General features: G+C 70.5%; 25 protein-coding genes. 15 read left to right on the top strand and 10 right to left on the bottom strand.

Going from position 1 to position 24,105, the window contains the following annotated elements; all coding sequences use genetic code 11:
• Window positions 1–158 precede the first annotated feature (158 nt).
• The 4 genes from HNQ07_RS06380 (at window position 159) to HNQ07_RS06365 (ending at window position 5,010) form a co-directional block, all read left to right on the top strand.
• Window positions 159–1,673 carry a sugar ABC transporter ATP-binding protein gene (locus HNQ07_RS06380; RefSeq protein WP_184110098.1) on the top strand — a complete coding sequence of 505 codons (1,515 nt, stop codon included), beginning with the start codon at window positions 159–161 and terminating at the stop codon, window positions 1,671–1,673.
• Window positions 1,660–2,676, top strand: coding sequence for an ABC transporter permease (locus HNQ07_RS06375; RefSeq protein WP_184110097.1), 1,017 nt, complete (start codon window positions 1,660–1,662; stop codon window positions 2,674–2,676). Before HNQ07_RS06380 ends, HNQ07_RS06375 begins: the two co-directional genes overlap by 14 nt.
• A gap of 72 nt (window positions 2,677–2,748) precedes the next feature.
• Window positions 2,749–3,699: an ABC transporter substrate-binding protein gene (locus HNQ07_RS06370; RefSeq protein ID WP_184110096.1), complete on the top strand. Its 951-nt coding sequence runs from the start codon at window positions 2,749–2,751 to the stop codon at window positions 3,697–3,699.
• A 45-nt stretch (window positions 3,700–3,744) separates the two neighbouring features.
• On the top strand, window positions 3,745–5,010 hold the full coding sequence (locus HNQ07_RS06365; protein ID WP_229831847.1) for a glycosyltransferase: 1,266 nt from the start codon (window positions 3,745–3,747) through the stop codon (window positions 5,008–5,010).
• Here HNQ07_RS06365 and HNQ07_RS06360 read toward each other — a convergent pair.
• A complete protein-coding gene (locus tag HNQ07_RS06360) occupies window positions 4,998–5,531 on the bottom strand; it encodes a glycosyl-4,4'-diaponeurosporenoate acyltransferase CrtO family protein (protein ID WP_184110095.1) in 534 nt (177 codons plus the stop codon). The genes HNQ07_RS06365 and HNQ07_RS06360 overlap by 13 nt on opposite strands.
• A 50-nt stretch (window positions 5,532–5,581) precedes the next feature.
• Here HNQ07_RS06360 and HNQ07_RS06355 point away from each other — a divergent pair, with 50 nt between their 5' ends.
• From HNQ07_RS06355 to HNQ07_RS06330, 6 genes are all read left to right on the top strand, one after another.
• Window positions 5,582–6,739 (top strand): ABC transporter permease, encoded by a 1,158-nt coding sequence (locus HNQ07_RS06355; protein WP_184110094.1) that lies wholly within the window; start codon window positions 5,582–5,584, stop codon window positions 6,737–6,739.
• Between the two features lie 31 nt (window positions 6,740–6,770).
• Window positions 6,771–7,424: a nucleoside/nucleotide kinase family protein gene (locus HNQ07_RS06350; protein ID WP_184110093.1), complete on the top strand. Its 654-nt coding sequence runs from the start codon at window positions 6,771–6,773 to the stop codon at window positions 7,422–7,424.
• A gap of 247 nt (window positions 7,425–7,671) precedes the next feature.
• Entirely contained in the window at window positions 7,672–8,283 is a 612-nt protein-coding gene (locus HNQ07_RS06345) for a TetR/AcrR family transcriptional regulator (RefSeq protein ID WP_184110092.1), read from the top strand.
• Window positions 8,283–8,660: a c-type cytochrome gene (locus tag HNQ07_RS06340; protein ID WP_229831871.1), complete on the top strand. Its 378-nt coding sequence runs from the start codon at window positions 8,283–8,285 to the stop codon at window positions 8,658–8,660. The genes HNQ07_RS06345 and HNQ07_RS06340 overlap by 1 nt, the downstream gene beginning before the upstream one ends.
• A 106-nt stretch (window positions 8,661–8,766) precedes the next feature.
• Window positions 8,767–10,356: a pyrroloquinoline quinone-dependent dehydrogenase gene (locus HNQ07_RS06335; protein ID WP_184110090.1), complete on the top strand. Its 1,590-nt coding sequence runs from the start codon at window positions 8,767–8,769 to the stop codon at window positions 10,354–10,356.
• A complete protein-coding gene (locus tag HNQ07_RS06330; protein ID WP_184110089.1) occupies window positions 10,353–11,054 on the top strand; it encodes a hypothetical protein in 702 nt (233 codons plus the stop codon). The genes HNQ07_RS06335 and HNQ07_RS06330 overlap by 4 nt, the downstream gene beginning before the upstream one ends.
• A 78-nt stretch (window positions 11,055–11,132) precedes the next feature.
• Here the strand turns inward: HNQ07_RS06330 and HNQ07_RS06325 are convergent, their stop codons facing one another.
• The 9 genes from HNQ07_RS06325 to HNQ07_RS06285 form a co-directional block, all read right to left on the bottom strand.
• The gene (locus HNQ07_RS06325) at window positions 11,133–11,825 is read right to left on the bottom strand and encodes a histidine phosphatase family protein (protein ID WP_184110088.1); all 693 of its coding nucleotides are present in this window, start codon (window positions 11,823–11,825) and stop codon (window positions 11,133–11,135) included.
• Window positions 11,822–12,955 carry a phosphotransferase family protein gene (locus HNQ07_RS06320; protein WP_184110087.1) on the bottom strand — a complete coding sequence of 378 codons (1,134 nt, stop codon included), beginning with the start codon at window positions 12,953–12,955 and terminating at the stop codon, window positions 11,822–11,824. The genes HNQ07_RS06325 and HNQ07_RS06320 overlap by 4 nt, the downstream gene beginning before the upstream one ends.
• Window positions 12,952–13,752 (bottom strand): SDR family oxidoreductase, encoded by an 801-nt coding sequence (locus HNQ07_RS06315; protein ID WP_184110086.1) that lies wholly within the window; start codon window positions 13,750–13,752, stop codon window positions 12,952–12,954. The genes HNQ07_RS06320 and HNQ07_RS06315 overlap by 4 nt, the downstream gene beginning before the upstream one ends.
• 15 nt (window positions 13,753–13,767) lie before the next feature.
• Window positions 13,768–14,298 (bottom strand): CbrC family protein, encoded by a 531-nt coding sequence (locus tag HNQ07_RS06310; RefSeq protein ID WP_184110085.1) that lies wholly within the window; start codon window positions 14,296–14,298, stop codon window positions 13,768–13,770.
• A gap of 78 nt (window positions 14,299–14,376) precedes the next feature.
• Window positions 14,377–15,681 carry an acyl-CoA dehydrogenase family protein gene (locus HNQ07_RS06305; protein ID WP_184110084.1) on the bottom strand — a complete coding sequence of 435 codons (1,305 nt, stop codon included), beginning with the start codon at window positions 15,679–15,681 and terminating at the stop codon, window positions 14,377–14,379.
• Complete coding sequence (locus tag HNQ07_RS06300) at window positions 15,678–16,022, bottom strand: hypothetical protein (protein WP_184110083.1); 345 nt, start codon at window positions 16,020–16,022, stop codon at window positions 15,678–15,680. The genes HNQ07_RS06305 and HNQ07_RS06300 overlap by 4 nt, the downstream gene beginning before the upstream one ends.
• 7 nt (window positions 16,023–16,029) lie before the next feature.
• Window positions 16,030–16,479 carry a MaoC family dehydratase gene (locus HNQ07_RS06295; protein ID WP_184110238.1) on the bottom strand — a complete coding sequence of 150 codons (450 nt, stop codon included), beginning with the start codon at window positions 16,477–16,479 and terminating at the stop codon, window positions 16,030–16,032.
• A complete protein-coding gene (locus HNQ07_RS06290) occupies window positions 16,479–16,913 on the bottom strand; it encodes a PaaI family thioesterase (protein WP_184110082.1) in 435 nt (144 codons plus the stop codon). The genes HNQ07_RS06295 and HNQ07_RS06290 overlap by 1 nt, the downstream gene beginning before the upstream one ends.
• Window positions 16,910–17,686, bottom strand: a complete 777-nt coding sequence (locus HNQ07_RS06285; protein WP_184110081.1) for an SDR family oxidoreductase — start codon at window positions 17,684–17,686, stop codon at window positions 16,910–16,912. The genes HNQ07_RS06290 and HNQ07_RS06285 overlap by 4 nt, the downstream gene beginning before the upstream one ends.
• Before the next feature lie 201 nt (window positions 17,687–17,887).
• On the opposite strand from HNQ07_RS06285, the gene HNQ07_RS06280 reads away from it, so the two are divergent.
• The 5 genes from HNQ07_RS06280 to HNQ07_RS23980 all read left to right on the top strand — a co-directional run bounded on the left by HNQ07_RS06280 (window position 17,888) and on the right by HNQ07_RS23980 (window position 24,105).
• Entirely contained in the window at window positions 17,888–18,685 is a 798-nt protein-coding gene (locus HNQ07_RS06280) for an MHYT domain-containing protein (RefSeq protein ID WP_184110080.1), read from the top strand.
• A 60-nt stretch (window positions 18,686–18,745) separates the two neighbouring features.
• A complete protein-coding gene (locus HNQ07_RS06275; RefSeq protein ID WP_184110079.1) occupies window positions 18,746–19,108 on the top strand; it encodes a response regulator in 363 nt (120 codons plus the stop codon).
• Between the two features lie 7 nt (window positions 19,109–19,115).
• On the top strand, window positions 19,116–19,538 hold the full coding sequence (locus HNQ07_RS06270) for a chemotaxis protein CheW (RefSeq protein WP_184110078.1): 423 nt from the start codon (window positions 19,116–19,118) through the stop codon (window positions 19,536–19,538).
• A gap of 70 nt (window positions 19,539–19,608) precedes the next feature.
• Complete coding sequence (locus HNQ07_RS06265; RefSeq protein ID WP_184110077.1) at window positions 19,609–21,822, top strand: methyl-accepting chemotaxis protein; 2,214 nt, start codon at window positions 19,609–19,611, stop codon at window positions 21,820–21,822.
• A gap of 36 nt (window positions 21,823–21,858) precedes the next feature.
• The gene (locus HNQ07_RS23980) at window positions 21,859–24,105 is read left to right on the top strand and encodes a methyl-accepting chemotaxis protein (protein ID WP_229831848.1); all 2,247 of its coding nucleotides are present in this window, start codon (window positions 21,859–21,861) and stop codon (window positions 24,103–24,105) included.

Here is a 24,105-nt window from a genome sequence, read left to right as displayed (position 1 = left end):
AGATACTGACGAGCAGCACGGGGTCCACGGCTCATCCCGGGTTGACCCGGGCGGGCGTGGCTCCTAGATTGGGTGGACCGCCACTGCACGAGGAGTGTTCGTTCCATGCCTGTTTCCGGACGTCTTCCCGCCCTGCTCTCCCCTGCTCCCGGGCCGGCATGACCGGACCCATCCGGGCGGCCGTCCGTTTCGAGGGCATCTCCAAGGCCTTCGGTGACGTCGAGGTGCTGCACGACGTCACCTTCGACGTGCAGCCCGGCAGCATCCACGCGCTGCTGGGCGAAAACGGCGCCGGCAAGAGCACCCTGATGAAGGTGCTGGCCGGATACCATGCGCCCTCGCGCGGCACCGTCGTGTTGGACGGCGAGCCCGTGACCCTGCGCGGGGGCCGGGACGCCGAGGCGCGCGGCATCGTGCTGATCCACCAGGAATTCAACCTGGCTGAGGACCTGACCGTCGCGCAGAACATCTACCTGGGCCACGAACTGGGCGGCGCGCTGCTCGACGACGCGGCCATGCGCCGGGGGGCGCGCGAAGCGCTCGCGCGGCTGGAGGTCACGCTCGACCCGGACGTGCGCGTGCGCGACCTGGCCGTGCCCATGAAACAGCTCGTGGAGATCGCCCGCGCCCTGTCGCGCCGGGCGCGGGTGCTGATCATGGACGAGCCGACCGCCGCGCTCACCCCGCACGAGACCGCCACGCTGTTCGACCTGATGCGCCGGCTGCGCGAGGGGGGCGTGACGATCCTGTACATCAGCCACAAGCTCGACGAGGTGAAAGCCGTGACGGACCGGGTCACGGTGCTGCGCGACGGCCGGGTGGTCATGAGTGCCGACACGGCGGACCTCAGCACCGCGCAGATGGCGAACTCGATGGTGGGCCGCGAGCTGGAGGCGATGTATCCGCCCCGCATGGAGCCGCTGGCGGAGGAACTGCTGCACGTGGAGGGCCTGGACGTGCCCGGCTGGGCGCACGACGTGACCTTCACGCTGCGCCGGGGGGAGGTGTTGGGCCTGGCCGGCCTGGTCGGCGCGGGGCGCACCGAGAGCATCGAGGGGCTGCTCGGTCTGCGGCCCCACCACGTCCGGAGCGTGCGGGTGCGGGGCCGCCCGGTGCGCCTGCGGTCCCCGGCGGACGGCGTGCAGGCGGGCATGGTGTACCTCAGCGAGGACCGCAAGGGCAAGGGCCTGCACGTGGACCTAGCGCTGCGCCCCAACCTGACGCTGATGACGCTGGAGCACTACGCCCGCCCGCTGCTGGACACCCGCGCCGAGGACGGCGCCCTGAAGCGCGCGGTGCAGACCTTCGGCATCCGTGCGGGCCGGCTGGACGTGCCGGCCGGCAGCCTGTCCGGCGGGAACCAGCAGAAGCTGGCGCTGGCGAAGATTCTGGAGGTGCAACCGGAGGTGATTATCCTGGACGAACCGACAAGGGGTGTAGACGTGGGCGCCAAGCGGGACATCTACGCGCTGGTGGGCGACCTCGCCCGGCAGGGCAAGGGCATCATCGTGATCAGTTCGGAACTGCCCGAATTGCTGGGGTTGTGCCACCGCCTGCTGGTCATGCACGAGGGCCGGGTGGTGGGCGACCTCGACTCGGGCGGCCTGAGCGAGCAGGACGTGATCCAGTACGCGACCGGACTGCGCCGCCGGGAGGCCCATGTCCCAGCCTGATCCGCGCGCCGCCGGGACGACCGCCGTCCCCGCCCGGCCGCCGCGCCCGGTCCTGACCCGCGTGGCGTCGCTGGGGCCGCTGCTGGGGCTGATCGCCCTGATGGTGGCGGCCACGCTGCTGAACCCGGACTTCCTCACGGTGGCCAACCTCTCGAACGTGCTGACGCGCGCGGCCTTCAGCGGCATCATCGCGGTTGGCATGACCTTCGTGATCATCTCCGGCGGCATCGACCTGTCGGTGGGCTCCATGGCCGCGCTGATCGCCGGCTCGATGATCCTGATCATGAACGCCCTGAGCGTGCATCTGGGGCCGGGCCTGCTGACCATCGCGCTGGGGATGCTCGCGGCGCTCGCCATCGGCGCGCTCGCGGGGCTGTTCCACGGCACCGTGATCACGCGTGGGCGTATCGAGCCCTTCATCGTCACGCTGGGCACGCTGGGCATCTTCCGGGCGGTTCTCACGTACCTCGCGCAGGGCGGGGCCATCTCGCTCGACTCGGGCGTGGGCGACCGCTACGGACCGGTGTATTACGGCTCGCTGCTGGGCGTGCCCGTGCCGATCCTGGTGTTCACGGCGGTGGCGCTCGCGGGCGGCGTGATCCTGAACCGCACCCGCTACGGCCGCTACGTACAGGCCATCGGCAGCAGCGAGCAGGTCGCGCGCTACGCGGCGATCAACGTCACCGGCATCAAGATTCTGACCTACGTGCTGCTGGGCGTGTGCGTGGGCCTGGCGACGATCCTGTACGTGCCGCGGCTGGGCAGCGCCACGCCCTCGACCGGCCTGCTGTGGGAACTGGAGGCCATCGCGGCCGTGATCATCGGCGGCACGGCGCTGAGGGGCGGCTCGGGCCGCATCTGGGGCACCGTGGTCGGCGCGGTGCTGCTCGTGACCATCGAGAACGTCCTGAACCTGACGAACATCATCTCCGTGTACCTGAACGCGGCCGTGACCGGCTTCGTGATCATCGGCGTCGCGTTCTTCCAGCGCGGCCGCCGCTGAAGGGAGAGCCATGACCTGAGCGCCCCCGTGCCCGCCGTCCCCGCCCCTCTCGCCCCGTCAAGGAGTTCCAACATGCGACACCTCACCCGACTGACCGCCCTCTCGCTCCTCCTCGCCGGCAGCGGCGCCCTCGCGCAGGCCAAGCAGGTCATCGGCGTCTCGATTCCCTCGGCGGACCACGGCTGGACGGCGGGCGTCGTATACCACGCCAACCAAGCCAAGGCGATGCTGGAGAAGATGTACCCGAACGTCCAGATCATCGTGAAGACCGCCAAGGACAGCAACGAGCAGGCCAACCAGATCCAGGACCTGCTGACGGTGAATAAGATCGGTGCGCTGGTGATCCTGCCGCAGGAGAGCGCGCCCCTGACCCGCCCGGTCGCGGCCCTGAAGGCCAAGGGCGTGTTCGTGACGGTGGTGGACCGAGGCCTGACTGATCCCAAGGCCCAGGACGCCTACGTGGCCGGCGACAACACCGCCTTCGGGCGCGTGGCCGGCGAATACTTCGTGAAGCAGTTCGGCACCAGCGGCGCGAACGTGGTCGTGCTGCGCGGCATTCCCACCGTGATCGACAACCAGCGCGTGGACGCCTTCAAGGCGGCGGTGGCCAAGTCGCCCAAGATCAAGATCCTAGACGCGAAGTTCGGCAACTGGAACCGCGACGACGCCTTCAAGGTCATGCAGGACTACCTGACCCGCTTCCCCAAGATCGACGCCGTGTGGGCCAGCGACGACGACATGGCTGTGGGCGTCCTGAAGGCGCTGGAGCAGGCCAAGCGCACCGATGTGAAGCTCGTGCTGGGCGGCGCGGGCATGAAGGAAGCCATCAAGAAGGTGATGGACAAGGACAAGCTGATGCCGGCGGACGTCACGTACCCGCCCAGCATGATCGCCGACGCGATCCGCCTGACCGTGGAAAGCCGCGTGAAGGGCACGCCCATGAAGGCCACCACCCTGATCCCCTCGGTGCTGGTGACGCCCGCGAACGCCAAGAACTACTACTTCCCCGACTCGCCGTTCTGAACCCCTGACCGCCCCACCCTGGCCGCGCGCTAGGGTGGGGTTTCCATGGCCCGCATCCTGATCGCGTCGCAGCCCATCGCGGGGCACCTGCTGCCGCTGCTGCCGGTCGCGCGCGAACTCGCGGCGCGTGGGCACGAGCTGCGCTGGTACACGGGGCGCAAGTACGCGGCGCGGGTGCGGGCGGCCGGCGCGGCCTTCGAGCCGTTCACCCTGGCGCGCGACTACGACGACCGCGCGTTCGGCGTGGCCTTTCCCGGCCGGGACGCGCTGAGCGGACTGCGGCAGGTGCAGTTCGACACACGGCACATCTTCGTGGGCCAGATGCTGCCGCAGCTGCGTGACCTCCAAGCCCTGCACCGGGCGTGGCCGTGGGAGGTGACGCTGGCCGAACAGACCCTCAGCGCCGGCCTGCTGCTGGAGGAACTGGGCGGCCCGCCGTGCGCGCTGCTGGGCGTGCTGCCGCTGGGTATCCACAGCCGAGACACGGCGCCGTTCGGGCCGGGGCTGCCGCCCATGCGGGGACCGCTGGGCCGCGCACGCAACGCCGCCCTGCGCCGCGTGACGCAGCGCGTGGTGTTCGGCGGCGCCGACCGAGACCTGCGGGCTGTGTGCCGCTCCCTGGGCATTCCGGAACGGCCCTTCGAGCCGCCGATCCCGCCGACGCTGCTGCTGCAGGCCAGCGTGCCGGGCGTGGAGTACGCCGTCAGCGACCGGCCGCCGCAGCTGCACTTCATCGGGGCACTGACGCCGCCCGCACCGCCCGGTGCCGCGCTGCCGGACTGGTGGCCCGACGTGCAGCGCGCCGACCGGCCGGTGGTGGTGGTCACGCAGGGCACCATCGCCACGGACCCGCGCGACTTAATTCTGCCGACTGTGCGCGCCCTGGCGGACGAGCCCGTGCTGGTCGTGGCCGCGGGCGTGCGCGATCCGGCGGCCCTGGGCGAACTTCCGGCCAACGCGCGCACGGCGCCGTTCCTGCCCTTCGACCGGATGCTGCCGCACGCCAGCGTGTATGTCACGAACGGAGGCTACGGGGGCGTGCAGCTCGCGCTGTCGCACGGCCTGCCGGTGCTGTCCGCCGGCACCACCGAGGACAAGCTGGAGGTCGGCCGGCGCGTGCAGGTAGCGGGGGTGGGTCTGCGCCTGGGCACCCGCACGCCGGCCCCCGGGGCGGTGCGGCGCGCCGTACGGCGCCTGCTGCGCGAGCCGCGGTTCCGCGAACGCGCGCAGACCCTCCGGGCAGAGTTCCGCGCCCACGACGCCCCGCGCGAGGCGGCGGACCTGATCGAGGGCCTCCTTCAGGGGCGCTGAAGCCGGGCCAGCCGGGCGCGCAGGGTGCGCTGGAGCATTACCGGGTAGGCGTGCAGCAGTGCAGTCAGGAGGAGCTGCCACAGCGCCGCGTCCCACCAGCGCCGCCGCGCGGCGAGCACGGCGAGCGTCACCCCCAGGGCGCCCAGCACGGCGTGGTTCGTCTCGGCCTCACGGGTGGCCCGCTCCAGGCGGGCCAGTTCCGCCCGCCGGCCGGCAAACCCCACCGCGCTCCGCCGGAACGCCTCCCACCCGAGGACCCGCAGGCCCCGCATGTACACGTAGACACCCACGCGCCGGTACACGCGCGGCTCCCAGTCCCGCACGCGGAACCACCCGCCCCGCAGCTCAGGGCACAGGGCGGGCAGGGCGTCCACCGCCCAGCGCATCAGGCCCGCGTGCAGGGCGACGGCCACGAGGGGGCGCCGCCAGCCGGTCGTGCGGCCGACCATGGCCGCCGCGCCGATCGCCGCGCCCAGCGTGACGGCCAAGCGCACCAGCACGGGCGTCGGGGGCCACTTCATGCGCCGAGCATAGCGGCGTGCCCGGGCCGCCGGGCTCTACGCTGGGCGGCATGACTCCCAGCGACGTGCTGCTCCTGGCGTGGCGCGGCCTGAGCCGCCGCCTGGTGCGGACGCTGCTGACCGCGCTGGGCCTGGCCGTGGCCGTGGCGGGCATGGTGGTGTTCCTGTCGCTGGGCGAGGGCATCCGGCAGGTGTTCACGGCGCAGTTCCGCAGCGTCGGGCCGGACGTGCAGCTCACGCTCGATGGCGCGCAGAGCGGGCTGTTGCCCCCGCCGAACCTGCCGGACAGCGTGGTGGCGCGCGTGCGTGCGGCCGCCGCCCCGCTGGGGGCAGTGCAGGTCACGCCCGCCGTGACGCTGCTCAAGCAGTCGCTCGACCCTGCACAGAGCGCCGTGTACTACGGCCTGCCGGCCGACCAGGGCATCGGCGCGCTGTTCGGGGGCCTGCGCGCGGCGCGCGGACGCGTCCTCACGGCAGCCGACGAGGGACGCGACGTGGCCGTGCTGGGCCGCAGCGCCGCCCACAACGCCGGAGTGGACGTGGGCGGCCGGGTGGACGTCCTGGGCACGCGCGTGACCGTGATCGGCGTGCTGGAGGGCGGACACGGCCTGAACGACACCTTCACCTTCCTGCCGCTGGACACCCTGCAACGACTGGCCGGGACGCCGGGGCGGGTGTCGCTGGTGGCCGTGACGCTGCGCGACCCGGGCCGGGCGCCGCAGGTGGCCGCCACGCTCGCCCGTCAGCTGGAGCTGGAGGGCCAGACGCGCGGGGACGTGCTCGCGGTCGTGAACCGGGCGCTGCGCGTCACGGACGCTGCCCGCGTCGGCCTGTCGGTGGTCGCGCTGATCGTGGGCGGGCTGGCGGTGGCGAACACCGTCGCCATGGGCGTGTTTGAACGCATCCGCGAATTCGGCACGCTGCGGGCCATCGGCGCGCGGCCCGCCACGCTGCGCGCCGTGGTGCTGACCGAGGCCCTGCTGCTCGCGCTGGCGGCCGGCGCGGCCGGCGTGCTGCTGGGGATGGCCGGCAACGCCGGCGTGAACGCCTACACCCGCAGTCTCGCCGGGATCGACGCGGCGGCCCTCACCCCGGTCCTGGCCCTCACGGCGCTGGGCGTGAGCGGGCTCCTCGGCGTGCTCGCCGCCCTGGTGCCCGCGCATACGGCCGCCCGTCTCAGCGTGGTCGAGGCGCTGCGCCACGCCTGAGCGGCCGGGATCAGGCATCATGACCTCCAGCATGGCTGACCACGGCGCATCCCACCCCCCGGTTCTCCGGGCCGATCTGGAGACCCTCGTCGCGCGGGCCCGCGCGCTGGTCACGGCCGGCGATCGGCGCATCCTCGGCATCACGGGCGCGCCGGGCGCCGGGAAATCGACGCTGTGTGAGGCACTGGCCACCGCCCTGGGCGCGGACGCGTGCGTGGTCCCCATGGACGGCTTCCACCTTGCGAACGAGGAACTCGCGCGGCTGGGCCGCCAGGACCGCAAGGGCGCGCAGGATACCTTCGACGCCGGAGGCTACGCCGCCCTGCTGCGCCGCCTGCGCGCGGAGAAGGACGACACCGTGTACGCTCCGTTCTTCAACCGGGCGCTGGAGGAGTCCATCGGCAGCGCCATCCCCGTGCCGGCCGGCACGCCGCTGATCCTCACGGAGGGCAACTATCTGCTGCTGGACGAGGGCCGCTGGCGGGACGTCCGCGCCGCGGTCGACGAGGTGTGGTACCTGGACCTGCCGGACGACGTCCGCGTGGACCGGCTGATCCGCCGGCACGAGACATTCGGCCGCGCACACGACGACGCCGTCGCGTGGGTGGGGGCCGTGGACCAGCGCAACGCCGCCCTGATCGAGGGCACGCGGAACCGGGCCGACGTGATCGTCCAGCTGGACTGAGTGGCCGGAACGATCAGACCGTTCCCGTAGCTCTCTGAGGGGGATGAAAGCTGCCTGTGGGCTCCCGGCCGAGACGACGTCTGGGGCGTCACTCAGCGCCCGGCGGCGCCCTGCTCCGCCCGGGGCCGGCGAGTGGTTCTCACCACTGGCACGCGGAAAATCAAGGACAAAGGTACTCGGAGGGGGCTTGAGAGTACATCTACCGGCTCCTAGCATGCCCTCACACAACGAAAGGAGGTTCAGGAGCATGCAGGGTGACCCCGGCTCCCCGCTTCACCCACAGACGAAGCGGCATCTGCACAACACGCAGCGGTTGCGTGCGGCCGCCATCCGGGAATTCGCGCGGCACGGTCTGCACGGCACCAAGGTGAGCAACATCGTGGCCGCCGCCCAGCTGACCCAGCCGTCGTTTTACCGCACGTGGCCCAGCAAGGAAGCCGCCTTCGAGGAGATCGTGAGCGAGACGCTGCGCAGCTGGCGCGACGCGGCCACGCAGATCATGGCTGGCCCGCCCGGCGTGACCCTCGAGCGGCGGATGGCCCAGGGCCTCTCGAGGCTGTACGCGCTGCTGGTGGCGGATCTGGAACTCACCCACATGGTGCTGCGTGAAGACACGAAGAACGCCGACCGGTACCTGCCTTTCATCGACATCTACACCACCATCTTTCTGGACGCCCAGGCGCGTGGCCTGATCGCCCGCACGCCCGCCGAGAGCCTGGCCCAGCTGTACACCGCCGTCACCGAACGCCTGTTCTATGCCCGGCTGTACACCCGGCAGCGCAGCGTCGACGCGGCCGTCCAGGAAGCCATGACGCTCCTGCTTCCCCTCTTCCAGCCCTCCCCCAAGGAGACTCCGTGATGCACCCCGCCCGACTGCTTCCCGCTCTGCTGCTCGCCGGCCCGGCGCTGGCGGCCACGCCCCAGTACACCAAGGCCCAGGCGGCGGCCGGCGCCAAGACCTACGCCGCGCAGTGCGCCATGTGCCACGGCGCAAAACTCAGCAACGGCGGCGCTCCGAAACTCGCCGGAACCACGTTCTTCCAGAAGTGGGCCACCAACACCCTGGACGACTTCCACTTCATCATGTCCACCACCATGCCCCAGACCAAGCCCGGCGGCCTGAAGGAAGCCGAGTACATCAACGTGCTCGCGTACATCCTGCAGGTGAATGGCTTCAAGCCCACCACCAAGGCGCTGGCGGTCAAGGACCTCAAGGCCTACACCTTCAAGAAGTAGCGCCCGCTCCCCGCTGACGCTTCCTTTCCCGACCTGTCCCCACCCAGGGGCCGGGACGGCCTGTCACGCCCCACTCCGACTCACCACACCTGCCCAGGAGGCACGTATGCGGAAATCAGGACTGAACGTCGGCTTCGCTCTTTGCACCGCCCTGCTGCTCGGCCAGGGTCTGGCCATGACCGGCCCCTCCCAGGACGAGCTGAACAATGCCGACCAGGCGACCGATTCGTGGCTGATGTACAACAAGGGCTATGCCGGCCAGCGGTACTCGCCGCTGGACCAGATCAACACCTCGAACGTGGCGCAGATGCAGCGCATGTGCACCTTCGAGACCGGTGACGACGGCGGCTTCCAGGTCACGCCGCAGGTCTACAAGGGCGTGCTGTTCTTCACGCAGGCCAACCGCACCTTCGCAGTGGACGCCCGCACGTGCAAGGCCCTGTGGATCAACAAGTACATGATGGACAGCCCCTCGGTCCTGACCACCAACCGCGGCCTGGCCATCGCGGACGGCGTGCTGTACCGCGGCACACCCAACGCCCACCTGATCGCCATCGACGCGGGCACCGGCAAACAGCTGTGGGACACCAAGGTCGCGGACTCGACCGTGGGCTACTTCCTGTCGGCCGCGCCCATCTACTACAACGGCAAGGTCTTCATCGGCGAGGCCGGCGCGGACTGGGGCATCAAGGCGCACATGTACGCGTTCGACGCCAAGACCGGCAAGAAGGCCTGGACCTTCGACCTGATCCCTACCGGCAGCCAGGTCGGCGCCGACACCTGGAAAAAGGCCGACTCCACCGTGACGGGCGGCGGCAGCACGTGGACGAGCTACACGCTGGACACCGCGACCGGCAAGCTGTACGTCTCGGTCGGGAACCCCGCGCCGGATTTCGCCGCGCAGTACCGCCCCGGCGACAACCTCTTCACGAACACCGTGACGGTGCTGGACGCCGAGACCGGCAAGTACGACCACCACTATTCGCAGATCCCGCACGACGACAAGGACTACGACACGGCCGCCGCGCCCGTGCTGTACGACGTCGACGGCCAGAAGCGTCTGGCGGTCGCCACCAAGGCCGGCTGGCTGCACGGCTACAACGAGGACAGCAAGACCGAGGTCTTCAAGCAGGCCATGATCAAGACCACCAACCAGGAGAAGCCCACCACCCGTGAAGGCCTGCCGATCTGCCCGAACTACTCGGCCGGTTCGCAGTGGTCCGGCCCGTCCTACGATCCGCAGAACAAGATGCTGTTCGTGAACTCGGTGGACTGGTGCGGCGTGGTCAAACTGGGCGAGGTGCGCCTGATCAAGGGCCAGCTGTTCTTCGGCGGGTCCATGCAGCTCGACCCCGCCGAGAAGGCCGTGGGCAACACCACCGCCTACGACGCGGCCACCGGCAAGCCCATGTGGAAGTACGAACTGCCCAGCATCCGGATCGTGGGCGGCGTGACCTCGACCGGCGGCAACCTGGTGCTGGCCGGCGCCATGAACGGCACGTTCTACGCGCTGGACGCCAAGACCGGCAAGGTGCTGTTCAAGGACAACATCGACAAAGCGCCCATCGGCGGCGGGGTCTCCACCTTCGAGATCGCCGGCAAGCAGTACATGGCCGTCGCGGCGGGCAACACCTCCAAGGGCACGGCCGGCGTGAAAAACGTCGGGTCGCGCATCGCGATCTACAGCCTCAAATGAGCGGACTGAAGACGCTGGGCGTGCTGGCTGCGCTGAGTGTGGTCGGCTCCGTGCAGGCGGTCAGCCCGACCCTCACCCCGGCCATCGTGACCGAGGCGCTCAAGGCCGGTGAGGCGATGAGCATCCAGGAGGGCGGGTACATCCTCGGGTCGTACCTGCTCAGGGCCTACAACGAGGACGTGATCCTGCGTCCGAACTCACCGGAGATCGACGGCGTGGTGCTCGGCACGCCCTTCGAGCGCCTGCGCTACGAGGCGTACCTCGCGCGGCTAGAGGGCAAGCCCCTGACCACCGCCCAGGCCACCGCGTTCGCGCAGAAGCTCAACCACAAGATCACCGTGCGCGTGTACTCGCACAGCCCCTACTCCGTCGCGGACGAGGAGGAGCAGTGGCAGCTGGCGTACAAGACTGACAGGATCAAGGCGAACCCAGACAAGGAGAAGAGCTACCTGGACTTCTTCAAGCCGGCCACCATGACGGTCGCGGGGCGGAAGTACGCCGCTTCTCCCTCGGTGGACGGTCCGTACCGGGACAACTTCACGCTGCCCAGCGGGGAGTCCGACTTCCGCAACCTCGGCGTGGTCTCGTACACCTTCGACATCCCGAACCTGCCGGCCAGCGGCCCCTTCACCCTGTCCTTCAAGGACAGCCGGGGCGTGCCCTACACCATCAGCGGAACCCTCCAGCAGTACCGCTGACTTCACACAGGACAGGGAGTGGCGGCGACGGCCGACCACTCCCTCCTCGTTTGCCCGGCGCACGGGCCGGCGCCGGTGCTAGCGCCAGGAGCGCCGGTCCGGCGGCAGGTGGTGCACCTCGTTGAATGAATCGAGGCTGACGCGGCCCCGGCCGAAGGTCAGGCGGGTGACGCTGCCGTTCTTCACCCGCCAGTTCAGGGCCAGGGCCGTGGTGTCCGGCGCGTCCAGCGCCAGCGCGACCGTGAGGCCGATGACGCCGCCGCTGGTGAACGCCAGCACCGTGGAACCGGAGGGCAGCCGCAAGAGATCGTCCAGCGCGGCGCGCACGCGGGCACGGAAGGTGGCCCAGTCCTCGACGTCGGGGTGGGTCAGCGTGCCGGCCTGCCAGCCCGCGGCGACGGCTTCCAGATACGTCTGAAACGCGCGGTTGCGCTCGGCCGGGGCCGCTGCCCGGAACGTCGCGGCGAGCCGGGCGACCACCGGATCACGGGCGGCGAGGAGCGGGGCCAGCACGTTCACCAGGCCGTCGCCGTCGTATTCCGACAGCCGGGCATCCAGCGCCGGCGCGGGCCACTCCAGCGCGGCGGCGAGGTCGGCGGTGCGCCGCTGCCGCACCAGTGCACCGTGCAGGACGTGCGTAGGACGCACGCCGTCTGCCCTCAGCGCGTCGCCCACCGCGCGGGCCTGGGCCTCGCCCAGCGGAGACAGGCGGTCCGTGTCGGCTTCGAAGGGCGTGGCCTGTCCGTGCCGCACCAGGAGGAGTTCGCTCACGCGGGCGGCTCGCCTGCGGGCGTGACGTCTCCCCCGCCCTGCACGTCCGACAGCATGGTGATGCGCCGCCACGCCTCGCGCATCAACCACTCGGCCTGCCCAGCCAGCGGCGCGAACCGCGGGTCGTTCGTCTGCCCCGCCCGGTAGCGCGCGAAGATCTGGATGACGATGACCGCGAGCTTGAAGTGGCCCAGCACCTCGTACCACGGCAGGCTGCTCGTCACGTGACGACCACTCCGGATCTCGTAGCGGGCGACCATGGCCTCGCGGCCCAGGAAGCCCGGCACGTGCGCGCCCACCGCGCTCGGCGCGCGGCCCGGCTGCTCGGGCATGGTCCAGTACGTCAGGGTCAGGCCCAGATCGACCAGTGGATCGCCCACGGTGGTCATCTCCCAGTCGAGCAGCGCCGTGACGGTGCCGGGATCGGCCGGATCGAGCATCACGTTGTCGAGCTTGAAATCGTTGTGCACCAGCGTGTGCGCGCTCTCCGGCGGCGTGTGCGCTTCCAGCCACGCGATCACCAGTTCGTCGCGCAGGACGGCGGGCGGCGGCAGGTCGCCGGTGTCCTTCAGGGCCTCCCGCGCCCGGCGCCAGCGGCCCGCCCAGCCCGAGACCTGCCGAGCGTTGAAGCCCTCCGGTTTGCCGATTTCGCGCAGGCCCGCCGCGTCGATGTCCACGGCATGCAGGTCGGCCAGCGTGTCCACGAGCGCTTCCGACAGGCGAGCCGGCGCGTCGGGCATGGCCGCATATGCGGGAGGCAGCGCCGAGCGCACCACCACTCCGTGCCGGCGCTCCATCAGGTAAAAGGGCGCGCCGATCACCGAGGCGTCCTCGACGAGCAGCGCGGGGCGGGGCGCGACCGGCAGCACCGGCGCGACCCGCGACAGCAGCTGGGCCTCGCGCGCCATGTCGTGCGCGCCCCTGGGGACCGGCCCCAGCGGCGCGCGGCGCAGCACATACTCCTGCTCTCCGGCCCGCACGAGATAGGTGAGGTTCGAGAAGCCGCCGGGAAACTGCTCCACGCTCAGCGCGTCGACGTCTCCCGCCACGCGGCCGCGCAGGGCCTCCCGCAGCGCGTCCAGCGGCAGCTCCTCGCCGGGCCGGACGGGCGCGGTGTCTCCCGTCGTCACGGCTGCCCGCCGCCTGGGGCCGCGCCGTGAACCTGCGCGGCCAGCAGCGCCATCGCCTTGGTGCGCAGATGACGCATCTTGCTGATCCACACGTCGTAGTCATTGGCCTTGTTCTGAAAGGACTTCAGCGTGGTGGGGTGCGTCACGATCAGGAAGCCGTCGCGGCGCAGCACCTCCAGCGTCGCCTCGACGAGGTCGTCGGTGCTGATCGCGGTCTGCTGGAGCAGCGGCGTGTTCTGGATCATCGGCGTCCACACGCCCTCGGGGCACAGCGCCGCCACCCGGATGCCCCGGTCGCCGTACGTGATCGCCAGCCATTCCGCGAAGGCGAGCGCCGCGTGTTTGGTGACCGCGTACGGTGCGGAGTGCAGTTCCGTGAGCAGGCCCGCCGCCGACGCCGTGTTCAGCAGGTAGCCCTCGCCGCGCGCGAGCATGTGCGGCAGCACGTGCCGGGCCGCCCAGACGTGGCTCATCACGTTCACGCGGTGGATCAGGTCCCACTGTTTGTCCGGCGTCTCCGGGCCTTCCCCCACCCCGATCCCGGCATTCGAGCAGAGCAGGTCGATACGGCCCTCGGTCGCCAGCACGTCATCGATCAGGGCCTTGACGTCCGCTTCCTGCCCCACGTCCGCCGCGACGAACCGCGCTCCGATCTCCGCAGCCCGCGCCGCACCTCCTTCCGCGTTCCGGTCGGAAGCAATCACGGTCGCGCCCTCACGCACGAAGCGGGCCGCCAGGGCCAGCCCGATCCCGGAGGCCGCGCCGGTCACGACAATCACTCTGTCCTTGAATTCCATGACTTCCTCCTTGCCTCAGTCAAGATCGAGGATCACCCGATAAGTACCGCACTGGACGCACTGAAACAATCGCAGGTAGATCGATCCTGTGTCTGCCCAAGACAGCACCTCGTCCCTGGTCAGCCCCGTCTTCCGGGAAATCTCAAACAGGTCAGTCTGAACACTAGCGCTCTCGATGTAGCCCGGATGGCGGTGATTTCTCAGATCCCCAATGTATCGGCAGCACTCACCACAATGCTCCGGCCACTCGAATGGGTTCCAGCTCGCCACCGATGGCGTCCGCATCAGCACCCATAGAACGCTCTCTTCACTGGCGGCTTCAGGGAACATGACATCTTGGAAACATCCGTCGAACTTCTCCGCTGCGTGGCCATTCGCGACGCACCACGGGCAGATTGCGTCCAGCTCATCAGCGGCGTAGAGAACGCCATCATATTTCCATGCGCGTTGGGCACCACAGACCCGACACGTGATGTCCTCTTCGATGATTGTCCGGTCGCCATATGGATCGGCGTAGTACCGGAAGTCCGGGAGTGGATCAGTCATGAGTCAAAGTTGGAGGCATCCTTCATACAGCCGTCCTCACATTCACACCAAGAGAAACCACCTTGGTCGCCTCGCCGCTCAACTTTCTCCAGCGTCTCGCTGGAGAAGGTCGCGTTTCTCAGTAAACAGGCGGTCCCTGGCGCCTCCGAACGATTGCCGCGCCCCAGCCTGCCGCCCGATCTCCACCTTCGCCACGGTCTCGGTGTGGACGATGTCCGGGCCGTCCGCGAGGCGCAGGGTGCGGGCCTGGGCGTACATCATCGCCAGCGGCGTGTCCTGGCTGACGCCCGCGCCGCCGAAGACCTGAATGGCGCGGTCGATGACGCGCAGCGCGACGTTCGGCGCGACGACCTTGATCGCCGCGATCTGGCCGCGCGCTTCCTTGTTCCCGACGGTGTCCATCATGTGCGCGGCGTTCATGGTCAGCAGCCGCGCCTGGTCGATCTCCATGCGCGAGTGGGCGATGGCCTCACGGACGTGCTGGTGCCCCAGCAGGGGCTTGCCGAAGGCGACGCGCTGCCCGGCGCGCTCGACCATGAGTTCCAGCGCCCGCTCCGCCTGCCCGATCAGGCGCATGCAGTGGTGAATGCGGCCCGGCCCCAGGCGCCCCTGCGCGATCTCGAAGCCGCGGCCCTCACCGAGCAGCATGTTCGTGGCGGGCACGCGCACATCGCGGAAGGTCATCTGGGCGTGGCCGTGCGGGGCGTCGTCGTAGCCGAACACGGTCAACATGCGCTGTTTCTCCACGCCGGGCACGTCCATGGGCACCAGGATCATGCTCTGCTGAAGGTGTTTTTCGGCTCCTGGGTCGGTCTTGCCCATGAAAATGCTGACTGCGCAGCGCGGATCACCCGCCCCGCTCGTCCACCACTTGTCGCCGTTCACCACGTAGTCGTCACCGTCACGAACGATGCTGGACTGGATGTTCGTCGCGTCGCTCGACGCCACGTCCGGCTCGGTCATGGAGAACGCGGAGCGGATCTCACCGTTGAGGAGCGGAAGCAGCCAGCGCTCTTGCTGTTCGGGCGTGCCGTAGCGGGCGAGCACCTCCATGTTTCCGGTGTCCGGCGCCGAGCAGTTGAACACCTCCGGCGCCCACCACACGCGGCCCATGATCTCGCACAGCGGCGCGTACTCCAGGTTGCTCAGGCCCGCGCCGTACGTGCCGCCCCGGCTGCTGGCCGGCGGCAGGAACAGGTTCCACAGCCCGGCCTCCTGCGCGCGCGGCTTCAGCTCGTCGATCAGCGGCAGGTGCTGCCAGCGGTCGCCCTCGGCGATCTGCCGGGCGATCTCGCCCTCGTTCGGGTAGATGTGCTCCTCCATGAACGCGCTCAGGCGTGCGCGCAGGTCGCGGGAGCGGTCGGACACGTCGAACACGGTCATAGGGGTTCCTCCTCGGGACTCAGGGGGCGGAAGTGGGCGCTGTCACCCTCGATGCCGATCAGAAAGGTGCGGTGGCCGGTGCCGCCCTGACCCCGCAGCACGAGGCCGAGGGCCACGATGCTGTCCAGAAAGGCCTCCGCCGCCTCCAGCAGCGCAGGGTCGGGATCGGCCGCGAGGTGCTGGGCCAGCCGGGCGTCCTCGTCGAACAGCACGCGGTAGGGCGCGAAGGCGGGCGTGGCCTCGAAGGTCGCGTGCACCGCGAAGCCCGCAGTGTCCGTGACCGTCAGGGTGCCGAGCACCTCCGCGCCACGCTCCAGGGTGTAGACCGTGCCGGGCTTCACAGGCCGGTCACACGTACACCCGGAACACGCTCTCGGCGGTGCACGCAGGCCGGGCCTCGCCGTCGATCTCGATGGTATTCAGCACGGTGATCTGCACGTAGCCGTCGCCGGGTTCGGCGGCCTGGAGCACGGCGCGGTTGCGCAGCCGCGCGCCGACCCGCACGGGCGTGATGAAGCGCACGCGGTTCAGGCCGTAGTTGACGGTCAGACGTGCACCATCGATATGCGGCGCGCCGCCGCGCGTCATGAAGTCGCCCGCCAGCAGCGACAGGGTCAGGAAGCCGTGGGCGATGGTGGTGCCGAAGGGACCCTGCGCGGCCCGCTCCGGGTCGACGTGGATGAACTGGTGATCGCCCGTGGCGTCCGCGAAGGCGTCGATGCGGTCCTGGGTGATCTCGATCCACTCGGAGAGGGCGACCGGCTGGCCCACGTGGGCGGCGAGTTCGTCTGGACGCATCACGCCGGCCCCCCGACGGGAGCGATGGTGGCGAGGGCGGTGGCGACATGCGTGTCGCGCCCGGCGTGGGTGGCATACACGTCGGCTCGGACGATGACCTGCCGCCGTCCGGCACGCAGCACGTCGCCCCGCCCCCACAGCACCTCACCACGCGCGGCGGTCAGGAAGTTGATCTTGTATTCGGCCGTGACGACGTCGCCGGCGACGCTGGACGCTGCCCACGCACTGACGGTGTCCGCGATGTGGCCGATCACGGCGCCGTGTGCCTGCCCGTGGTGCTGGGTCAGATCGGGCCGCAGATCGAGTTCGATCTCGACCCGCCCGGGTTCGAAGTGGCGCAGGCGCGTGCCCATGGCGGTGGTGTAGGCGCTGGCGTGGACGCCGCGCCGGACGAGTTCCAGGGCCGCGGGAGAGTCCAGCCCGGAACCCGTCATACGCTGCTGGCGCCGCCGTCTACGGCGATGTTCTGCCCGGTCATGTACGCGCTGGCGTCGCTGGCGAGCAGCAGCGCGAGGCCCTTAAGGTCCTGGTCGGTGCCCAGCCGGTGCATGGGCGTGTGCGACAGAATCAGGTCCTCGCCGTACGCGAGCGTCCCCCTGGTCATCTTGGTCGGGAAGTAGCCGGGGCAGATGGCGTTCACGGTGATGCCCTTGTCTGCCATCTCGGCGGCGAGCGCGCGGGTGAAGTTCACGACCGCACCCTTGCTGGTGTTGTACGCCAGGGTGGGCGACATGCGCGGGTCGTTGCCCTGGAGCCCCGCGACGGACGCGACGTTCACGATGCGGCCCTTCCCGGCGGGGAGCATGCAGCGCCTGAGCACGGCCTGGGTGATCAGGAACAGGCCGTTGACGTTGACGTTCATGACCTTCATCCACGCGTCCAGGGGATGCTCCGGCGTGGGGGCACCCCACGTGGCGCCCGCGTTGTTCACCAGAATGTCGATGGAGCCGACCTCGGCGTGAATGCGCTCCACCAGCGGGTCGATGGCGTCGAACTGCCCGAGGTCGCTGGCGTAGACGTGGGCGGTGATGCCCAGTCCGGCCAGGTGGACTTTGGCCTCATCGAGTTCGGCCTGCTTGCGGGCAGTGAGGACGACTGTGGCGCCGTACTCGCCCAGCGCTTCGGCGATCTGGAGGCCCAGACCGCGGCTGCCGCCGGTGATCACGGCGACGCGGCCGCTGAGGTCGAACAGGGCTTTCAAGGACATAGGGGAGCCTTCATCGGGAAACCTCCGGGGACGTGACGGTGCCGCCAGCATAGCCAGAAGTGTACGTGCGCGTCAATTGTGGACGACAACGGACACGGCGCCGGGACCGAAATGCCATCTGTGTGAAAAACTTGGAATTTGCCCTCCAGAACGGCACATGTAAGAAACATGTGTGGGTGGCTGTCCTACGGTCAGGCCACCATGGAACATCCGCTCATCCAGACATGGAGTGCCAGTTACGTCGGGCTGTCGTACGTGATCGCGACCCTCACCTCGTTCATCTCGCTGGAGCTCGCCGGGCGGGCCGGACGCGCCCAGGCCATCGGCTCCGGCCACTTCTGGCAGATCGCCCAGGCCCTGCTGCTCGGTTACGGGATCTGGGCCATGCACTTCATCGGCATGCTCGCCCTGCACAGCAACATGCCCTCCACGTTCGAGCTGCTGCCTACGGCCCTGTCAGGTCTGGCCGCCGTGGCGCTGGTCTACCCGGCGCTGCGCATCCTGCACGCCGGCCCGCTGACCCTGGGCCGCCTCGCGCTGGCCGGCGCGGTCGCCGGGAGCGGCATCTCGGCCATGCACTACCTCGGCATGGCCGCCTACCGCATACCCGGCACCACCGTCGAGCTGGTGTGGGCCCCGCTGCTCGCGTCGGTCGCCATCGCCGTCGGGGCCAGCATGGTCGCGCTCCTGCTGTTCGGCCTGCTGGCCAGCAGCTGGGCCGCGCAGCAGAAGCGGGCCACGCTGTACGGCGCCAAGGCGCTGGCCGCCCTGGTCATGGGCGTGGCGATCACCGGCATGCACTACACCGGCATGGCCGCCCTGCACTACGTCATCGACCCGAACGCCGAACCGAGCCGCATGGCCGCGCACGGCGCCGATCCCAGCCTGCTCGCTCTGGTGGTCGGTGTGGTGACTTTCCTGCTGCTCGGTCTGGCCGTGACCAGCATTGCGATGGACACCGGCGAATCGACCGCCCATCTGGACGCCGCCACCGGCTGACACCGCCGCCACCCCGCACCGTTCTCCGCCCCCGCTCCCCCACTCCAAGGAGGCCCGACCATGGCCCGCATCCTGATCATTGACGATTCCCAGGCTGACCTGAACTTCCTCGCCGCCGCCCTGCGGCCCGCGAACCACGTCATCACCGCCATCACGGACCCCGAGGCGGCCGTGGACACCGCGCTGCGTGACCAGCCGGACCTCGCCATGATCGACGTCGTGATGCCCGGCCGCAGCGGCTACGACGTGGCCCGCGCCATGAAGCGCACGCCGGAGCTCAGCAACCTGAAGGTCATCTTCGTGTCCAGCAAGGGCAACGACACGGACGTCAAGTGGGGCCTGCGCCAGGGTGCCGTGGACTACGTCGTGAAGCCGTACACCCCCGAGCAGGTGCTGGGCATCGTGTCCCGGCACGTGAACTGAGGCTCTCGTGACGCGCGCGCTGCTGGTGGAACTCGCCGGAGAGGCCCTGGCCATTCCCGCCGACGGCGCACGCTGCGAGGTGCTGGAGGCGGGCGCCACCACCGGCCTGCCCGTCGCGGCGCCCCTGCTGCTGGGCCTGAGCGTGATCCACGGCCGCGCCGTGCCGGTCGTGAACCTCGCGCACCTGCTGGGCGCGCCCGGGCACGCCGGCGCGTCCCTGCACGTTGTGATCGAGGTGCAGGGCGAGGCGGTGGCCCTGCCCGCCGACCGCACCCTGGGGCTGTCCCGCCTGCCCGGCGTCCCGGGCGGCGCCCCGATCGGCGAGGCGCTGCCGGTGCCCGCCCCCGACGGCGCCGGCCAGCGCCTCGTGAGGCCGCTGGACCCCGCCGCGCTGGTCCAGACCCTGCGCCAGCACCTCGAGCGCGTGTGATTCCCGCACCGCGGCCCATGACCCCCGGTATCCGCCGCCCGTTTTCCCTGACCCTGAAGGAGTTCCAGGCATGACCACGATTACCCCCCTGACGGACCTCGCGCCGACCCCGGCCCACGGGCGGCCAGGCGCCACGCTGCGCCGGGACCACTGGCTCGACCGGCTGAGTGTCGGTCAGAAGCTGGGGCTGATGGCCCTGGTGCTGGGCGTCCCGGTGCTCGGCCTGAGCGCGTCGCAGCTGTCCCAGGGCCTGCAGACCGGCAGCCGATCGGCCGCCGAACTGCGGGGCCTGCAGGACGCCGCGACCCTCGCGGCGCTGCAATCGGGCCTGTACGCCTTCACGTCCGGCCATGTGGCGCGCGACTCGGCCGCCACCCGGGCGGGCCTGGACGCCACGCGCACGAACCTCGCCATCCTCACAGAGCGGCTGGGCGGTGACGCCGCCGGTCAGCTGGGCGCGCTGCAGAGGTCGTGGCAGAGCCTGCAGGACTACGCCCGCACGCGCGACACCTTCACGGTGATCAACAACTACCAGACCCTGGTGCAGACCCACCAGCAGCCCCTGACCGAGGCGATCTTCGCGGAGGCGGGGCTCGACCTCGAACGCTCCCCGGTGATCGAGTCGCTGCTCACGTCGTCGCGGCAGGCGGCCCTGCTCACTCGCCAGCTGCAACTGCTGTCGCTGGACGCGGCGCTGCTGCGCGAGCCGTCCAGCGCGGGCCTGGAGGCCCGCCTCACGGAGCGGAACATGTTCATGGCGGCCGACGCGCTGGCGTCCTACCAGATCGCCCTGAACCGCGCGTTCACGCTGCAGCCGGATCTCAAGGAGCGGCTGGGCGAGGCCGGCGGCGCGGCCACCGCAGCGGCGCAGCAGGCGCTGGACCTCACCGACCAGACGCTCGCCAGCGGCCTGGTCACCCCCGCACTGCTGAAGGCCTACAGCGCGGGCCTGGAGACCCTCGACCGCGAGTACCGCGCTGTGGTGGTCGAGATGGACCGGCAGATCCGCGACCGCATGCGCCAGGACCTCCTGAAGCTGGGGCTGCTCACGGTGCTGGTGCTGGGTGCCCTGCTGGCCGCCGGCGCGCTGCTGCTGACCGTCGTGCGGCGCATCACGCAGCCGATCCGGCTGCTCACGCACGCCTCGCAGCGCATGGAACAGGGGCAGTTCGCCGTGCAGGTGCCCGTGACCTCGAACGACGAGCTGGGCACGCTGTCACGCGCGTTCAACACCGCCGTGGCCGAACTGCGCCGCAACCAGGAGCGCAGCGAGTACCAGCTGTTCGAGGCCGAGCAGCTCCAGCAGCACATCGGGTCCTTCCTGGACGTGACCATGGAGATCGCGGACGGCGACCTGACCCGGCGCGGCACCGTGACCGAGGACGTGCTGGGCAACGTGGTCGACTCGATCAACGTGATGACCGAGGAGCTGGCGCGGACGCTGCAGTCGGTGCAGCAGGCGTCCTCCACGGTGTCCGGCGGCTCGCAGGCCATGCTCCAGAGCGCCGAGCAGATCGAGGACGGCACGCGCACCACCAGCGCCGCCGCGCAGCGCATGACCGCGCAGGCGCAGGACCTCAGCCAGGGTGTGCGCACCATGGCCGCCATCGCCCGCGCGTCGGCCGAGGCGTCGCGCCGCACGCTGGCCGCGTCGCAGCACGGCGAGCAGGCCGTGGCCGCCACGCTGGGCGGCATGGACGCCATCCGCGCCTCTGCTCAGGACACCGGCGAGCGCGTCCGGGCGCTGGAAACGCGCTCCGGCGAGATCGTGGAGATCGTGGACACCATCGCGCACATCGCCTCGCAGGTGAACCTGCTGGCGCTGCACGCGTCCATCGAGGCCGCCGGCGCCGGTCCCGCCGGCACCCGCTTCGCGGTCGTGGCCGAGGAAGTCCGCACGCTGGCCGACGAGTCCACCGCCGCCACCGCCCGCATCGGCACGCTGATCGCGGAGCTGCGCGCCGACATCGCGCAGGTGGCGCGCGGCGCGCAGGAAAACGCCGCCCAGGTCACGCGCGGCGTGCAGGTGGCCGGCAGCGCCGGGGAGCGGCTGCGCGAGATCGGTGAACTGGCCGGCATCACCGCGCAGCTCGCGCAGAACATCTCCGCCACGACCGACAAGCAGGTGCAGGGCGTGACGCAGGTGTCCGACGGCGCCCACGCCATCGCGCAGGTGGCCGGCGCGTCGCAGGACTCGGCCGCCCGGGCGCGCGAGGCAGCCGGGCAGCTCACGCAGCTCGCCCGCGACCTGAACGCCACCCTCGCCCGCTTCCGCCTGAGCTGAGGCTCAGCGGCTGCCTGCCCCCTCCAGGAGTTGCCCATGCTGCACAAGATCGCCTCGCCCCTGAACGCCTCCCCCGCCAAGCGCCACGACACGCTGTTCGGCAACACCACGCAGGTCTCCGCCGGACTGCTCGCGCGCCTGAGTGTGAGCCAGAAACTAGCCCTGAGCGCCGCAGCCTTCGCCCTGCCGATCGCGGGCGTGCTGATCCTGGCCGTGCGCGTGCACCAGGACAACCTGAGCTTCGCGCAGCGCGAGGTGACCGGCGCGGCGCAGTTCGGCGCCTTCCAGCAGCTGCAGTCCGGCATGATGACGTGGATCAACGCGACCACCGAACACGACGCCGCCACCGCCAAGACGGCCGCCGTGCAGGTGCAGCGGGGCCTGAACCAGCTGACCACTGACGCCGGCGCCCAGGGGCTGTACGACACCCGGACTGCCTTCGAGGACGTGGCCTCGCAGTGGGCCACGCTGCAGAAGTCCGACATGGGACCGGGCGGCATGATCGCGGTGTCCAGCTTCGCGCAGCTCGCCAAGGAGCAGCTGCTGCCGGGCCTGGAGACGCTGCTGCAGGACTCCAAGCTGGGGCGCGACCCTGAGGCTGCGTCCAACTACGCCATCCAGAGCGTGCTGATCAAGCTGCCGGAGGTGCAGGTGCGCCTGGCCAGCATGTATCTGCTCGCGGACGCGCTGACGCGGGTGCAGGGTCAGACCGCGGTCGTGTCGATCCTGGAGCCCCAGTTCAAGGAGGAAGCGATCCGCGCCGGCGTGGCCCTGGACGCCGCCATGAGCGCTGCCAAGCGCGCCCAGCGCTCCGACGAGTCGCTGACCGACACCCTGGGCGCGGCCGTGAACGACCTCGCGCAGATCCGGCAGGTGCTGAACCTGGGCGCGACCACCGGCATGACCGAGTACAGCAGCCTGCAGGCGGACGCGTTGCAGGCCGCCAGCGAGCAGGTGGGCAAGGCGGTGCGCTCCGGCAGCGCCGAGGTCACGCGCCTTCTCGACGCGCGCGTCGCCGCGACCGAGCGCGTGATGTACAGCCAGCTGGCCGCGCTGGGCCTGCTGACCCTGGCCGCGACCGTGCTGCTGCTGCTGATCGGCCGGGCCATCACCCGCCCGCTGGCCGGGCTGGCGCGCGCCGCGGGGCAGCTGGCACGCGGCGATCTCAGCGCGGACGTGCGCGTCACCACCCGCGACGAGGTGGGCGTGGTGGCCGGCGCCTTCAACGACGCCGTTCTCAAGCTGCGGGCCAACGACGAGCGCAACCAGGCCAGCCTGCGCGACTCCGAGGACCTGCAGCGCAACATCGGCGCGTTCCTGGACGTGACCATGGACATCGCCGAGGGTGACCTGACGCGGCGCGGCACCGTGACCGAGGACGTGCTGGGCAACGTGGTCGACTCGATCAACCTGATGACCGAGGAGCTGGGCAGCGTGCTCAGGACCGTGCAGGACGCGTCGCAGTCGGTGTCGGTGGGCTCGCGCGAGATGCTCGGCAGCACCGAGCAGATCCAGCACGGCGCGCAGCTGACCGCTGAGGAAGCGCAGCGCGTGTCCGAACGCGTGCGCGCCGTCACGCACGCCATCCGCAGCATGGCGCAGGCCGCACAGGCCTCCGCCGAGACCGCGCGCCAGGCGCTGCTGGCCTCGCAGCAGGGCGAGGAAGCCGTGACGGGCACGCTGGACGGCATGCAGAACATCCGCCGCGAGGTGCAGGGCATCGCCAAGCGCATCAAGACGCTGGGCGACCGCTCGCTGGAGATCCAGGAGATCGTGGACACCATCTCGCAGATCGCGCGCCAGACGAACCTGCTGGCCCTGAACGCCTCGATCGAGGCGGCCGGCGCGGGCGAGGCCGGCGGGCGCTTCAGCATCGTCGCCGACGAGGTGCGCAAGCTGGCCGACACGTCCTCGAGCGCCACCGCCCGCATCGCCACGCTGATCAAGACGGTGCAGGCCGAGATCCAGGACGTGGTCGTGAGCGTGGAGGACGGCACCCGCGAGGTGGAGCAGGGCTACCACGTGGCCGGCACCGCCGGGGAACGCCTGCGCCAGATCGGCGCGCTGTCGCAGCAGTCCGCGCAGCTCGCCGACGAGATCGCCCAGGCCACCCAGGCGCAGGTGCAGGGCGTGGAGCAGATGGGCGTGGCGGTGCAGTCGATCGCCAGCACCGCGCAGCAGTCCAAGGCGTCCGTCGAGCACGGCCGGCAGACCGCCGAGCAGCTGGAGGCGCTGGCCTCGACCCTGAACCGCAGCCTGGAACGCTTCCGGCTGCCGAGCTGA

The organism is Deinococcus metalli (assembly GCF_014201805.1).
Taxonomy (GTDB): Bacteria; Deinococcota; Deinococci; order Deinococcales; family Deinococcaceae; genus Deinococcus; species Deinococcus metalli.
Note: the sequence above shows the minus strand (reverse complement) of the source record. Positions and strands in the feature narration are given on the sequence as shown.